Raw genomic sequence first — 12,887 nt, 5'->3', positions numbered from 1 at the left:
GACGTCCCAGAGGAGGAGGTCTGTGAATCGAACGTCCCGCCGCTAGCGGGACGTCCTGGTCACTGCCGCGCAAGCGGCGGAAGCTGAAGCGCCTGACATGTCCTGGACCCTATCAGCACCGGTTGCCGGCTCGGTATACCGGCTTCAGTTCGTCGGAGTGCATCGGCACAATGGCATGGACCTAGAACAGTGGGAATACGAGGTCACCGGTGTCGGTGCACCGAAGCAGTCGTGTCTCGTCGAAAACTCGGCGGGTCAGTGTGCCGCGGCGCCAACCAGTACGAGATCGACGGCCGCCGAAAGGTCCTCATCGCCGACCGGTTCGGCGCGCAGGAAAAGGCGGAACCAGATGGCTCCCGCGAGCATATCCATGATCAGGCGGGGATCGGCGTGTTCCGGTAGTTCGCCGCGGTCGGTGGCCCGGCGGAAGATCGGGTGTTCGCGTTCGGCGCGGTCGGCGAAGAAGGCCCGGCCGATTGCCGTGAGTGCGGGGCGGCGCGGTGCGGCAGCCAGGACGGCGGCCGCGATGGGGGCGGTGGCGGGGTCGGTGAGGAGTGTGTGGATGCTGTGGATCGTTTCGAGGAGGTCGCCGCGGAGGCTGCCGGTATCGGGCACGGGGAAGGCGAGTAGATCCGAGTCGGTGAGGGCAGCGGCGAGTACTTCGTCCTTGGACTTCCACCAGCGGTAGAGCGTGGTCTTGTTGACCCCGGCGCGCGCGGCGACCGCCTCCATGGTGAGGCCCTCGTAACCGGTGTCGGCGAGAAGTTCCAGGGTGGCGGTGAAGATCGCGTCGGCGCGTCGCGGCCGGGCGTTCGTGCGTGCGTCGGATTCGGCAGCCATGCCGAGACAGTACAACGCAACGTTGCGTTGTGGGCTGAGTGCGGGTAATTTGCAACGCAACGTTGCGTAGCAATTGGAGGTCTCATGACTTTGCCCGTTGTCCTTGTGCACGGCATCCGGCTCAGTGGCCGGTGCTGGGCCGGCGTGATCGACGAAATAGCCGCCGAACGTCCGGTCACCGCTGTCGACCTTCCGGGGCACGGCCTGCGCCGCGGTGAACCTTTCACGATGACCGCGGCCGTCGACGCCGTCCGCGCGGCCGTCGAAAGATCCGGCGGCCGCGCTGTGCTCGTCGGCCATTCACTCGGTGGGTACGTTGCCATCGCCGCGGCGGCCGAACTCGGCGAGCGGGCAGCGGGTCTGGTGGTCGCGGGTTCCACCTGTGTGCCCCGCAAGGCGACGATGGTCCCATTCCGCCTGGCCCACCGATTCCTTTCGGCCCTGCCCGACGGCGGCGAGCGAATCAGCGGCCGGATATTCGAGGCCGTGCTGCCGGCGCGGATCGCCGCCCCCATCGCGGAGGGCGGGATAGCCACCGAAGTGATTCCCGACGTACTGCGCGCTATCGGACATTTCGATCCGCTCGCCGGACTCGGCCGGTACCGCGGCCCGGTGTGGCTGGTCAACGGCAGCCGCGATCATTTCCGCGCCCACGAGCAGCAGTTCGCCGCTGCCACGCCCGGCGCCCGGCTGCTCGTGGTGCCCCGGGCCGGTCACTATCTGCCACTCGCCGAACCGCAGCGGTTCGCCCGGTTGGTCCGCGATATCGCCGACAGTTGCGATACCCGGCTCGCCCCGGCGCAATGACGGTGGCGAACGCAGCGATTCTCGTATTCACCGGTGGCAGTACACGAATGCCGCATTCCCTTTAATATCCGTGGGTATGGCGAATCGCGCGGCGCAGCACGCGGACTCGGTGCCCGTGCGTGTCGAGGTGACCGAAATGTCGGGCGTTCGCCCTGCCCGCCTTCCGACCCTGGCCGAGTTCGAACCTGACCGCAGGCACCTCCTGACCCCCGGCCGCAACGATTTCTCGCTTCCGCCGGGGCGCTATCGCGTCCAGTTGTGGTCGCAGTACGCGTTCTGGCGGGTGGGTAAGGCCACCATCGATATCGACACCACCCGCGGCCCGGTGTTGTTTCACTACGCCGTGCCCTACACGATCTATCACCGCGGCGCCGCGGGTTTCGAGCCGCAGGAACGAGCCGGCAAAACCGCCAATACGGTGATGACCGTTGTGGGAGTGGGCAGTGTGGCCCTGGCTTTTCTCTCGATGGCCATGGCGATAGTCCTCGCCTTCGTCCAGCGATGACCGCGATTCAGCAGTGGTCGAACTGTGGCAAACCTTCGGCTTGTTTTCGGTGGCTTACGTGGATAGCCGGTTCATCGTTCCGTGTGGGGCGATACATCCAGGTTGAACCTGAGAATCGTTCCGGACACGAGTTAGTGTCGGTCTCGCCGGTGGGGGATTGTGCTGTGCCATTCTTGATGGTCGACCGATTAGCACATAACTGGCAAACCCGCCACAGTGTTCGGTAGGAGGCGTCATGACCACAAGTGGTTTCGATCCGATGTACGGCCAGGCGACCGGGATCAAACCGGGTGGTCTGGGGAAGCGTGCCGTCGCGAGGTTCGTGGACTGGATCATCGCGGCCATTATCGGCGGTATCTTTTTCTGGCTGCTGGGCGTCGTCGCCGACGTTCCCGACTGGGTTTCGGTCCTGCCCGGCGCGGCGTTCGGCTGGCTCTACTTCGTCGTTTTCGAGGTGTCCTCCGGGTCGACGCCGGGTAAGAAACTCGTCGGCTTGCACGTCAACGGATCGGACGGCGCCACCAAGCCCAGCCTCAAGGATTCGGCGGTCCGCAACGCCTACATGCTGCTCAACGTGATTCCGTGGATCGGCGGCATCCTGTGGTTCGTCGCGGCCATCGCGATCGCGTTCACGGTGAGCTCGAGCCCGACGAAACAGGGCTGGCACGATCGCGTGGCCGGTGGCACCCAGGTCATCGACGAATAATTCCGGCCGCATTGTCCGTCCGGTCACCGAAATCCGAAACCGTCTGCTCTCCGGTCAGTTTCGTTATCGCTCCGACATTGCTGGCGCAGTCGCGGCCACTTCTCGGCGAACCGGTCGGTACCGGCTGGACACAGGTCCTGGACAAGGGCGCCCACGGGGACAACTTCCTGGCGCGCGCCGTAATGAACTTCGTCGGGCTCGCCGCGAATGTGGTCGAGGAAAACTGTTCCTACAACACCTATGTCGATGCCACCGGCGAACCCCTCACCGGCGCCGGCGATCGGACCTACCGTATCGATCTCGCCGACCCGCCGCCCGCCGAGGCATTCTGGAGCATCACTGTCTACGAGGCCGAATCCGGCCGGCTCTACGACGCGCCGGACGCCCGGTACTCGGTCGGAAGTGGCGGCCCGGGATCACCCGAGGGGCCGGCGCTGATCACAGTGAGTACTGCGCCGCCCACGGACTCGAGCACCTGGTTGCCCTGCCCGCCGTACCCGTTCTTTCTGGTCCTGCGGATGTACCGGCCGACGGCCGCCGCCACGACCGGGCAGTGGCGGCCGCCGCCGGTACGCCGGCGGCCCGGTCGACGATGACATCGCGTCGCGTTCGGAACGCGCAGTCGGGTGCTTGGGCGGGATTTCGGCAGCACCGATGATTTCCGGGTGGCACCGTCGTCGATTTCGTTGGGTGCACCGACAGATAGGAGTCCTGACATGACGAGACCGTTTCGACCGGGCATGACCTCGGTGCGGGCGAACGGCGTGGACCTGGGCATCGAGAGCTACGGCCTGGAAGGCGATCCGCTGATCCTGCTGGCCGGCGGCACAACGATGTTGTCCTGGCCGGAAGCGCTGTGCGAGCGGCTCGCATCGGCCGGGCGGCGAGTGGTCCGCTACGACCTGCGCGACTCCGGCGCGTCGACAACGCTCGACCCCGAGAATCCTGCCTACGACTTGCGCGATCTCGCCGCCGACGCGGTCGCGCTGGTCGAGGCACTCGACGCCGGCACCGCCCATCTCGGTGGAATCGGCGTCGGCGGGATGGTCGCTCAGGTCGCCGCGCTGGACCACCCGGACGTGTTCTCCGCGCTGACGCTCGTCGGCACTCGGCCGGTGGCGCCGGGCCCGGTCGACGAGGACCTGCCCGACCACGACCATGCGGTCATGAGCGCGATGTTCTCCCGACCACGGCCGGACTGGACCGATCGAGACGCTGTCGCGGCGTTCGCCGCCGAGGGCGCCGAGTCCATGGGCAACGATCCGGAGCAGGCACGGGAGACGGCGGCCCGGATCTGGGACCGGACGCCCTCGAGCGATCCCGCAGTACATCAGGCGAACCAGCTCGGGATGGTGTTCTCCCGGATCGATTGCACCCCACGCTGGCGGGAGCGGCTCGGCGAGCTCGATCTGCCCACGCTGGTGGTGCACGGCCGCGCCGACCCGTTCTTCCCGGTCGGCAACGGTGCGGCCCTCGCCGCCGAAATTCCCGGGTCGCGACTGCTCGTCCTCGACGATATGGGCACCGCCCTGCGACCCACCGCGGCCGACCGGATCGCTGCCGCCATGGTCGCCCTGTAAGCGGAGTCGCTGCCTCCGTCGCCCGGGTCCGCCCGGGCGGAGCGGTCACAACGCGTCCTCGACGAGGTGGGCTCGGAGAGGATTCGCCTGCCGTCACGCTGCTACACATTCCAAAAGTGATGCAGAACTGCGACACATCCAATAGTGTTGCGCGGGTGGTCGACGTAGACAGCGAACAGCCCGGGGGTAATCCGGCGATGACCCCTTTGGCACGTGCCCTGCACGCCCCCGGTGCAGCCGCCAAGCCGGGCCCGCTTGCGGCGTTCGAACTCGCTCGCAAACAGTTCACAGCCGGTGAACGGGTGGAGATGCGCAGCCTGGCAGCTACTCTCGGCGTCGATCGCGCCACGCTCTACCGGTGGATCGGCGATCGTGATCAGCTCATCGCCGAGGTGATCTGGTCGCTCACCCGGCCTACGTTCCAGGAAGCGCAGCGTCAGGCCGGGGGAGCGGGGCCGCGACGGGTAGTCGAGGTGATCACACGGTTCGCTCATCTCATCAGTAGTTCGGGCTATCTCAACGAATTCCTGCGCCGGGAACCGGAACGCGCCCTGCGGTTGCTCACCACTCGCGCGGGAATTGTGCAGAGCCGGGTGGTTTCCCTGGTTGAGGAGCTGTTGATCAGCGAAGCACCCGAGGTGCTGGGCGCGTACCCGCTGCCGTCGCGCGACCTGGCATATCTGATCGTCCGGATCGGTGAATCGTTCGTCTACGCGGATCTCATCATCGGTGAGAACCCGGCTCCGGACAAGGTGGCCATCGCAGTCGGCGCGCTACTCGGCGTATTGCCGAACCCCGACGAGCATCGAGCGGAATAGATCGACCACGCGCTGTCCGCGCCACTGCGCAGGCAGGTGTTCCAGTTGGTGAAAGAGGAGTGATACGGATGGGATCCGAGCAGAATCGTGAACCGAAGGTCGTACTGGACGGCTTTTCCTTCCTGGAATGCCCACGCTGGCACGACGGCCGCTTGTGGTTGTCGGATTTCTACACCGGCCGCGTTATCGCGACCGACGAAAACGGCGCTGTCGAGGTGGTTGCCGAAGTACCGAACCAGCCGTCCGGTCTGGGATTCCTGCCGGACGGCCGGCTGCTGATCGTATCCATGAAGGACCGCCGCCTGCTCGTCCGCGACCACGCCGGCACGCTGAGCGAATACGCCGACCTGTCGAAAGTGCTCGACAGCAGCGCCAACGATATGCTCGTCGACGATCTGGGCCGCGCCTATGTGGGCAGCTTCGGTTTCGATCTGATGGGTGGCGCCGAAATCCGCACCGCCAACCTCGTCCGGGTGGACCCCGACCGTTCGGTCACCGTGGTCGCCGAGGATCTCGCCTTCCCCAACGGTATGGCGATCCTGCCCAGCGGCGAGCTGGTACTCGCCGAATCCCTTGCCAACGGGCTCACGGCCTTCGATATCGCTGATAACGGAGACCTGGTGAACCGGCGGGTCTGGGCGGAGTTCGGGCCGGTCCCGCAAACCCGCGACGTCGCAGAAGCCATGTCGCAACTCACCGTCTCGCCGGACGGCATTTGCGCCGACGCCGAAGGGGCCGTCTGGGCCGCGGACTGCCTGCACGGCCGAGTGGTGCGCGTGGCCGGCGGCCGAATCGTCGACGAAATCCAGGCCGGTACCGGCGTTTTCGCCTGCATGCTCGGCGGCTCGGACGGTCGCACCTTGTTCATGTGTGCTGCTCCGTCTTTCTTCGAGCACGAACGCCGGCCGGTTCGTGAAGGTCAGCTACTCGCCGTCCGAGTGGATGTTCCGCGGGGCGGGCGCCCCTGAACAGCTTTCCGGTACGCGCGGAAGCATCCCCGCTGGGGCTCAGCTACCGGCCGAAATTGCACGGAGGAACGCTGCCCATTCCCCGGCCCCGAAGACGAGTGCGGGGCCGGTGGAATTCTTGGAATCTCGAACACCGACCGCATCGGCTGTGTGCGCGACCTCCACGCAGTCGCCTCCGTGCTGGCTGTGGCTGCTCTTGAACCAGTTCGCACCCGATAGGTCAGCCCTCATCTCCACTGCTCCCTTGCTGCTTCCTGCCCTTGTCGGCTCTTGGGACGGTGTTCAGCTCTCGGCCGAGACTGCGCGGAGGAACGCCTCCCACTCGCGCGGCGCGAAAACAAGCGCGGGACCGGACACGTTTTTCGAGTCACGAACACCGACCACGCCGTAGAGGTGTGCGACCTCCACGCAATCCCCGCTGGGTTGGCTGTAGCTGCTCTTGAACCAGCTTGCGCCGGATAGGTCCCTGGTCACGCGGCATACTCCTCTGCGATCTCCTGCATCAGACGTTCACTATCGTCTGCGCTCAACGCTACCCCGTGAAGATCGACGGATGCCTGCCGATGGCGTTCGATGGAGCCAGTATCTTCCATAAACAGTGCGCCGGTGAAGCCCTCCACGAAGACCACAGGGGGTTCGGGTGTACGCCCTGCACGCAGGGCGGGAAACTCGAACAAAGTGAACGACTGAACTATCAATCCCGAGTGTCCACCAACGCCGAACGGGATTACCCGGACCGATACGTTCGGCAGCCTTCCCAGCTCAACCAGGCGCCGGACCTGGCTTTCCATCACATGTCGTCCACCTACTTGGTGCCGTAACACTGCCTCCGACAGAAGGACATCTACCGTGAGACCTGGGGTCTCAGTGATTCTGCGTTGCCTTCTCACCATCAGTTCCAGACGCCGGTCGATGTCCACCTGTGATATTCCGGGGTTTTCCGTCAGGACCAGCCACCGGCGATACTCTGCGGTCTGCAGCAAACCGGGCAAAAGGGTCAGCTGGAATGCGGTCATCCGGGAACACGCCTGTTCCAGACTCATGAAGTGATCGAAGTGCGGATTCACCACATCGGCGTAGGCCCGCCACCACCCCCGTGACGGATCGCCCTTCGCCGCCTTTACCTCTTGAAGTAGACCCAGAACTTCATCGCGCACCCCTTCGTCGGCTCCGTAGAAGTCCAGCAGGTCCCGGAACTGCGCCGTGCTGATCCGAACCGGCTGACCCTCTTCCAGTCGCCCAATGCCCTGCTTGGACACTTCGATTGCCAGCCCCGCGGCCAACTGGCTCTTCTTCGATTTGAACCGCAGTTCCCGCAACCGCCGCCCCAAAGCCCGACGCGGAAGTGTCGATCCAATAGCCATGCCCACCCTCGCTATCTCGTTGCGGTCCAGAACGGACCTATGTTTTCTGGACCTACCCATACTGGACCCCCGGCAACATCTGCGGATCGTCCCGAATGAGCTTCTCAGCGAACCCTTTTCGGTGTCTACTATATCCACCCGGATGGCGGGAAGCTCGGAAACACCTGAGCGCGAACGCTTTCTTCCCCAATATTCAGAAAATTCGCCGAGAACCCAATTTCGGGGGCCGGCAGAAACTGTCGTGTCCGGCCAGCGGATTCATCACCAGATCCGAAAAGGATTCGAATATATGACAATGCGCACCCGAAGCGACGCACGGCAAATGCAGCGCCCCCGTGCGGTCGGATATCTCCGAACCGATCTCTCACCAGACCAGGCTCGTCATGTCGAGGCCATCCGCCGACTCGCAAAGCGCGTGGCCCACAGGCTGATCTATATCGTGCGTCTCGGCCCCGACTCGGTGCCGGATCCGATCGGGCACGTCCTCGAGATCGTCCGTGCCACCACGACGACAACGCTGGTCGTCCCGGACCTCGCTCACCTCGAAAACCACCCCGGTCGCGCCTGCGATACCTGCGATCTCATCACGGTTTGCCCGGAACAGCTCTGGATGAAAACCGGCACGACCACCCACGACGTGCCCTCCGAACACATCTGGTTGCCCGACACCCGGCACAGCGAACCCGACACCCGACTGCGCATCGCCGACGCGCAGCGAATCATGCAGACCCACCGTACCTGCAGCCCCTTGAACTGCCCGCGAAAAGCCGCCGCCTTCGCCCTGCTCATCGAGACCGGGAAACTCGTCCCCGCCGGCCGTAGTCCCCGCGAACGCGCCGCAGCCCGCGGAATCCCGTATCCCTCGAGTAAACCCGCAACCCAACCTGAAGGCCCGTCGATGGCAACGCTCCGCCGCGTCCTCGCGGGCCTGGCCCAAGTAGAACAGTCTTGACCGGCGAACACTCCAGCCGGCGGGCTGGTCTCGACGTCCACATCAGCGTCTTTCTCCACGGCCTCCGTCTCGAATACAAAGCCCATCCGACCGCTGCCCAGCTCTTCCTTCAGGAGTGGACGGCACGCCACGGCCCCCACACCGCCGCTCTTCTGTCCGACGCTCCGCGCAGCGTTCCACGCCTGCCCTGCGAACGCCTCTTTCTCGATTCTTGACCGGCCCGATACCGCCAGGTGCTGCGCACTGCATCGGCAGATGGCGGGCGACCGCTATGGCGGTGTGGTCGGTGGGATGCAGCCAACCTACCCGGTGTGCGCCGCGTCCGCGGATTTTGTGAAGATCGTTGACGATGGTGAGCGGACGACAGAGGTGGACAGATGGCTGAGCCCGGCCCTATCGGCGTGAATTCGCATTCGATGGCCGACGCAGGGACCTTCCTGCACGGAATCGCGAGCACCTTGGGCAACGGCTTCATCCGGATGGATGCCGAGATTGATGCGATGACCGCGTACTGGGATGGGCCGGCCGCAACAGCCTTCGTAGCCGGATGGCAGGAAGCCAGCGCAGGCGCAGTGCAAGTCTTGTCCTCATTGGAGGGCATGGCCGAGTTGCTGGGTGTGCAGGGCAGCGAATTCGCCGAGGTGGACGAATCGCTGGCAGGCGAGCTGGCCGATACGGAACCGCAGACCAGTTCGCTCAACATCTGAAACAAGAGGGATCACCGTATGTCGCGCCATCGCGTGGACACAGAGGCACTCGACGCGCTCAACGCCCAGCTACGCGGTCTGCTCGGTTTCACCGACGACCAGCTGACTCAGATTCAGCAACGGATGAACCTGCTACACAACGGCCACGGCACGTCGGGGCCGTGGACCGGGGACACCGCCGATGCCGCGCGGACGACCATGGATACTTGGAACGCCGGCGCACAGAAAATGCGCGACGGGCTGGCGAAAATGGAAGCCGCCGGCAAGACCGCGCACGACTCCTACACCAGTACGTTCGCTGCGATCCTGGCCCGCCTCGATCGCGGCCCCGCGCCCGAAGGCGGCCCACGGTGACAGTGGTAGACGTCGACACCGACGTCTACCAGCAAGCGGCCGATGCGTTGATCGCAGCCGCTGACAACTTCTATCTCGCAGTCGACAAACACTGGCCCAAACTCGCCGAAACCGGCGAAAGCATGTGCGGCTCGTACGAGGAAGCTCGGACCTGGGCCACCGGTTACGACACCAAAGCCAACGACCTGCTCACCCAGGTCCGTGCGTTGGCGCAGAACGTCAACGGCTACGGCAACGTGCTGCACGAACTGGCCTGGTTGCATGCGTTGGGCGACCACAACGCCAATATGAAACCCGGCCCGCCGCCGGGCGAACCCGCGGTATATCCATCGCTGGCGGACGGTGCCCCGGCCCGTCCGCCTCTGCCCTCGGCCGGTGGACCCGGTGAAGGGCTGGTCGAGGACGGTATCGGGTTACTCAGCGAGATCGGGATCACCGTACCCGACGGTGACACCGACAAACTGTGGACCGTGGCCGCGATCTGGCGCGATATCGCCGCCGAATCCGCAGTGGCAGGGCTGGCCGACGAAATCAAGCGCGTTGCCGGCATGTTCACACCGATCACTGCGCCCGAACTCGACCATATCGACGAAGATCTGCGGGTGCTGGCGGCCGCGGCCGGTGAAACTGTGCTCGGCTTCGGTGCGATGGCCACCACCACCGGCGAACACCATGACGCCCTGCAGACGATGCGCAAGGAAATCGAAGACACCCTGCGTCAGTTCGTCATCGATTCGGCCGTAGAAGTCGCGGTTACCGGCGTGGTGACCATCGCCGCCTCGTTCATCACCTTCGGCGCCGCCGCCCCGGTCGGAGCCGCGATCGGTGCGTCGCGGCTCGCAGCCCTGTGCGCGAAGTACGGGCCGAAGATCCGGCCGTTCATCGCGGTATTCAAATCCCGAGGTCTGGGTCGGGGCTTCAAGGACGTACCGGACTTTTCCGGCCACAAGGCGGAGATGGACCGGATCTGGCAGATGATCAACAAGAAATCCCCGACCGGGCGCCGACCCACCGGCACCAACTGGTCACTGACACCCGAGGACATCAAGGCCCTGCAAGACGGGCAGATGCCGCGCAGGCCGGACGGCACTACGCTGAATCAGTTGCTCTTCCGCGGGACACCGCTGTCCCCCGAGGAGCAGGCACACGTTCGCGCGCTCAACGAAGCGCTCGGCAAGCTCCCGTCGCACGAGGGCCCCGTGGTGCGGCATATGAACCTCACCCCGGAACAACTCGCGCGCTACGAACCAGGAAAACCGATCACCGAAAACGGGTTCACCTCGACCTCGTTGAAGCCGGACGGCGCAAACCCGGCCTTTGCTGATACCCAGAACGTCGAATTCCAGATCGTGAGCAAGACCGGCAAACCGGTCGGCGAATACTCCGGAATGGACGACGAAGTCCTCTTCGCCAGCGGGACGCCGTTCATGGTGCGCAACAGCTTCCCCGGCCCGGACGGGAAATGGATCGTCCAGATGACCGAAATCTAGGAGGCCGCAATGTTCCGCCGGCTCATCAGCCGTATCAAGAAGGGATCCACGATGTCGGGAACCGACTATTTCAACGGCGACGAAAACGCCCGCTACCAGGCCATATTTGATCAGCTCAACGCCGATATTCGCACCCGCCGCGCGGCGCGAGAAGCCGACCCGAATCGCGAAACCCTCGCCGATATCGACCCCGAAACGCTACAGAAACTGCGTGACCGCGCCAACGACATGGTCACTCCCGAAACCGAAGGGTGGCACCAGGACGCGGACCACTGGTACGACGGCGCCGGCAATATCGTTTACACCCGCGGTCCGGACGGTTGGTACGACAACAACGGAACCCGCATCTACGACCTGATGTACAAGCGGATTAGTAATCCGCAACCTCGCGGCCCCCAATGACCTGCGACCAGGAGCTGGATACGTCGGTCTTGCAGAGGTTTCGAAAATACACGGATGTCCTTGCGTAGCTGTCGCCGTGGTGTCGGTCCGCAGTAGAGCCGGGATTCGCCCACTGTCAAGGCTTTGCCGGCCACAGTATGCGGGATGCTAGGCTCGGTTTTGCGGAAGGCGGTGGGCCAGGCCAACTCACTCGGTCGCCTCCCTCAGCACCTGGACGACCCGCCTCGCCGCCGGGCTGCCGGGGTACCGGGAATCCAATTCGTCAGTGTGCCCTCGTTAGTACCCAGCTCATGGGCTACCCGGGTGATAGGGCGTTCGGTCTCTCACATGATCCGCGCGCGGCACCGCCGCAGATGCGAGTATGTAGAGAAGGAGTAGGCGAGTCAGGAAGGGCGGGGCCTGATGGTCGGACCACGATTCATAGATGTGTGTGCGGGCGCCGGGGGGCTGGCGTTGGGGTTAGAACAGGCGGGTTTCGAACCGGTGCTTCTCCTGGATAACAAGCGGGTGGCGTGTGACACACTTCGCTCGAATCGGCCGACATGGGAAGTTGTCGAGGACGATTTGCGAGTGTATGTCCCTTCCTCGAACCTGCGGGACGTGGATCTCTTATCGGCGGGCTTGCCGCGGGTGAAATCGAATGCGGGCGGGGCTGGACCCAACTGTGACGGCGAACTGTCGCTGGTGAAGGCGGCCGTATCTCTGATGCATGAAATTCAGCCGAAGGCTCTACTGCTTGAAAATATGCCGAATCTTGCAACAGCACAGGAGTACGAAAATATTCGTACATTCGTTCGTGAGGAACTCGAGCATCTAGGATATCAGTTCATGTGGTTTGTGCTGAATGCGGCCGACTACGGCGTTCCGCAAGATCGCAAGCAGGGTATCCTCGTCGCTCTCGCGGAACCGTATTTCGAAGCGTTTCGTCCGCCGGTGCCAACCGTGCGGGAGCATCGGTCGGTCGGCGCCGCGCTGGCACCGTCCATGGCTTCCCGGGGGTGGTCTCGAGCCGAGCAATGGGCGGCCCAGGCAAATCGCGTCGCCCCGACTCTCGTGGGTGGCTCCGAGAGGCGAGGTGGCGCGGACCTCGGTCCAACGGGTTCGAGGAGGGCGTGGGCGGGTATCGGCGTCGATGGGAGTGTTCTTGCTGATAAGGTGCCTGGCCCCGACTTCGTCTGGGATCCAGGACAAGGTCGCAGCGGTATGGTAAGAATCACGGTGGACCAGGCTGCGTTGCTCCAGGGGTTTCCACCAGAATGGAAATTCGCTGGCAGGAAGACGGCGCGGTACAGACAGATCGGACATGCTTCGCCACCGCCGGTGGGTAAGGCGCTCGGCCTTGCGATCCAGGCGGTCCTGAATGAACCGAAAAGCGTTGTCGCCGGCTAGACTTC

General features: G+C 64.5%; 17 protein-coding genes. 13 read left to right on the top strand and 4 right to left on the bottom strand.

Annotated features, from left to right (window positions below):
• Positions 1-255: 255 nt before the first annotated feature.
• The gene (locus tag IU448_RS08295; protein ID WP_195054814.1) at positions 256-840 is read right to left on the bottom strand and encodes a TetR/AcrR family transcriptional regulator; all 585 of its coding nucleotides are present in this window, start codon (positions 838-840) and stop codon (positions 256-258) included.
• Positions 841-924: 84 nt separating this feature from the next.
• On the opposite strand from IU448_RS08295, the gene IU448_RS08290 reads away from it, so the two are divergent.
• The 7 genes from IU448_RS08290 to IU448_RS08260 all read left to right on the top strand — a co-directional run bounded on the left by IU448_RS08290 (position 925) and on the right by IU448_RS08260 (position 6,224).
• A complete protein-coding gene (locus IU448_RS08290; protein ID WP_195054813.1) occupies positions 925-1,647 on the top strand; it encodes an alpha/beta fold hydrolase in 723 nt (240 codons plus the stop codon).
• Positions 1,648-1,723: 76 nt separating this feature from the next.
• Positions 1,724-2,152, top strand: coding sequence for a hypothetical protein (locus IU448_RS08285; protein ID WP_195054812.1), 429 nt, complete (start codon positions 1,724-1,726; stop codon positions 2,150-2,152).
• A 235-nt stretch (positions 2,153-2,387) separates the two neighbouring features.
• Positions 2,388-2,858, top strand: coding sequence for an RDD family protein (locus tag IU448_RS08280; RefSeq protein WP_195054811.1), 471 nt, complete (start codon positions 2,388-2,390; stop codon positions 2,856-2,858).
• Between the two features lie 11 nt (positions 2,859-2,869).
• Positions 2,870-3,454 carry a DUF1214 domain-containing protein gene (locus tag IU448_RS08275; protein ID WP_195054810.1) on the top strand — a complete coding sequence of 195 codons (585 nt, stop codon included), beginning with the start codon at positions 2,870-2,872 and terminating at the stop codon, positions 3,452-3,454.
• Positions 3,455-3,598: 144 nt separating this feature from the next.
• A complete protein-coding gene (locus IU448_RS08270; protein WP_195055119.1) occupies positions 3,599-4,438 on the top strand; it encodes an alpha/beta fold hydrolase in 840 nt (279 codons plus the stop codon).
• 155 nt (positions 4,439-4,593) lie between these two features.
• Positions 4,594-5,256 carry a QsdR family transcriptional regulator gene (locus tag IU448_RS08265; protein WP_324188532.1) on the top strand — a complete coding sequence of 221 codons (663 nt, stop codon included), beginning with the start codon at positions 4,594-4,596 and terminating at the stop codon, positions 5,254-5,256.
• A gap of 68 nt (positions 5,257-5,324) precedes the next feature.
• Positions 5,325-6,224, top strand: a complete 900-nt coding sequence (locus tag IU448_RS08260; protein ID WP_195054809.1) for an SMP-30/gluconolactonase/LRE family protein — start codon at positions 5,325-5,327, stop codon at positions 6,222-6,224.
• A gap of 39 nt (positions 6,225-6,263) precedes the next feature.
• On the opposite strand, the gene IU448_RS08255 is transcribed toward IU448_RS08260, so the two are convergent.
• The 3 genes from IU448_RS08255 to IU448_RS08245 are packed head-to-tail and all read right to left on the bottom strand — an operon-like array spanning position 6,264 to position 7,588.
• Positions 6,264-6,455: a DUF397 domain-containing protein gene (locus IU448_RS08255; RefSeq protein WP_195054808.1), complete on the bottom strand. Its 192-nt coding sequence runs from the start codon at positions 6,453-6,455 to the stop codon at positions 6,264-6,266.
• 51 nt (positions 6,456-6,506) lie between these two features.
• On the bottom strand, positions 6,507-6,698 hold the full coding sequence (locus IU448_RS08250) for a DUF397 domain-containing protein (protein ID WP_195054807.1): 192 nt from the start codon (positions 6,696-6,698) through the stop codon (positions 6,507-6,509).
• Positions 6,695-7,588 carry a helix-turn-helix domain-containing protein gene (locus tag IU448_RS08245; protein WP_195054806.1) on the bottom strand — a complete coding sequence of 298 codons (894 nt, stop codon included), beginning with the start codon at positions 7,586-7,588 and terminating at the stop codon, positions 6,695-6,697. Before IU448_RS08245 ends, IU448_RS08250 begins: the two co-directional genes overlap by 4 nt.
• A 142-nt stretch (positions 7,589-7,730) precedes the next feature.
• Here IU448_RS08245 and IU448_RS08240 point away from each other — a divergent pair, with 142 nt between their 5' ends.
• The 6 genes from IU448_RS08240 (at position 7,731) to IU448_RS08215 (ending at position 12,882) form a co-directional block, all read left to right on the top strand.
• On the top strand, positions 7,731-8,540 hold the full coding sequence (locus IU448_RS08240; RefSeq protein WP_195054805.1) for a hypothetical protein: 810 nt from the start codon (positions 7,731-7,733) through the stop codon (positions 8,538-8,540).
• Between the two features lie 377 nt (positions 8,541-8,917).
• Positions 8,918-9,247 carry a WXG100 family type VII secretion target gene (locus tag IU448_RS08235; protein WP_195054804.1) on the top strand — a complete coding sequence of 110 codons (330 nt, stop codon included), beginning with the start codon at positions 8,918-8,920 and terminating at the stop codon, positions 9,245-9,247.
• 18 nt (positions 9,248-9,265) lie between these two features.
• Positions 9,266-9,601, top strand: coding sequence for a WXG100 family type VII secretion target (locus IU448_RS08230; RefSeq protein WP_195054803.1), 336 nt, complete (start codon positions 9,266-9,268; stop codon positions 9,599-9,601).
• Positions 9,598-11,091, top strand: coding sequence for a hypothetical protein (locus tag IU448_RS08225; protein ID WP_195054802.1), 1,494 nt, complete (start codon positions 9,598-9,600; stop codon positions 11,089-11,091). The genes IU448_RS08230 and IU448_RS08225 overlap by 4 nt, the downstream gene beginning before the upstream one ends.
• A 9-nt stretch (positions 11,092-11,100) precedes the next feature.
• Positions 11,101-11,493: a hypothetical protein gene (locus IU448_RS08220; RefSeq protein ID WP_195054801.1), complete on the top strand. Its 393-nt coding sequence runs from the start codon at positions 11,101-11,103 to the stop codon at positions 11,491-11,493.
• Positions 11,494-11,895: 402 nt separating this feature from the next.
• A complete protein-coding gene (locus tag IU448_RS08215) occupies positions 11,896-12,882 on the top strand; it encodes a DNA cytosine methyltransferase (protein WP_195054800.1) in 987 nt (328 codons plus the stop codon).
• Positions 12,883-12,887 lie beyond the last annotated feature (5 nt).

The sequence above is a fragment of the Nocardia flavorosea genome (assembly GCF_015477805.1).
GTDB lineage: Bacteria > Actinomycetota > Actinomycetes > Mycobacteriales > Mycobacteriaceae > Nocardia > Nocardia flavorosea_A.
This window is presented reverse-complemented; position numbering and strand designations above follow the sequence as displayed.

What these genes read in the sequence shown, in the direction of transcription:
- IU448_RS08295 (WP_195054814.1), bottom strand. Translation starts at nt 840, where the DNA reads ATGGCTGCCGAATCCGACGCACGCACGAACGCCCGGCCGCGACGCGCC.
- IU448_RS08290 (WP_195054813.1), top strand. Translation starts at nt 925, where the DNA reads ATGACTTTGCCCGTTGTCCTTGTGCACGGCATCCGGCTCAGTGGCCGG.
- IU448_RS08285 (WP_195054812.1), top strand. Translation starts at nt 1,724, where the DNA reads ATGGCGAATCGCGCGGCGCAGCACGCGGACTCGGTGCCCGTGCGTGTC.
- IU448_RS08280 (WP_195054811.1), top strand. Translation starts at nt 2,388, where the DNA reads ATGACCACAAGTGGTTTCGATCCGATGTACGGCCAGGCGACCGGGATC.
- IU448_RS08270 (WP_195055119.1), top strand. Translation starts at nt 3,599, where the DNA reads ATGACCTCGGTGCGGGCGAACGGCGTGGACCTGGGCATCGAGAGCTAC.
- IU448_RS08260 (WP_195054809.1), top strand. Translation starts at nt 5,325, where the DNA reads ATGGGATCCGAGCAGAATCGTGAACCGAAGGTCGTACTGGACGGCTTT.
- IU448_RS08255 (WP_195054808.1), bottom strand. Translation starts at nt 6,455, where the DNA reads ATGAGGGCTGACCTATCGGGTGCGAACTGGTTCAAGAGCAGCCACAGC.
- IU448_RS08245 (WP_195054806.1), bottom strand. Translation starts at nt 7,588, where the DNA reads ATGGCTATTGGATCGACACTTCCGCGTCGGGCTTTGGGGCGGCGGTTG.
- IU448_RS08240 (WP_195054805.1), top strand. Translation starts at nt 7,731, where the DNA reads ATGGCGGGAAGCTCGGAAACACCTGAGCGCGAACGCTTTCTTCCCCAA.
- IU448_RS08235 (WP_195054804.1), top strand. Translation starts at nt 8,918, where the DNA reads ATGGCTGAGCCCGGCCCTATCGGCGTGAATTCGCATTCGATGGCCGAC.
- IU448_RS08230 (WP_195054803.1), top strand. Translation starts at nt 9,266, where the DNA reads ATGTCGCGCCATCGCGTGGACACAGAGGCACTCGACGCGCTCAACGCC.
- IU448_RS08220 (WP_195054801.1), top strand. Translation starts at nt 11,101, where the DNA reads ATGTTCCGCCGGCTCATCAGCCGTATCAAGAAGGGATCCACGATGTCG.
- IU448_RS08215 (WP_195054800.1), top strand. Translation starts at nt 11,896, where the DNA reads ATGGTCGGACCACGATTCATAGATGTGTGTGCGGGCGCCGGGGGGCTG.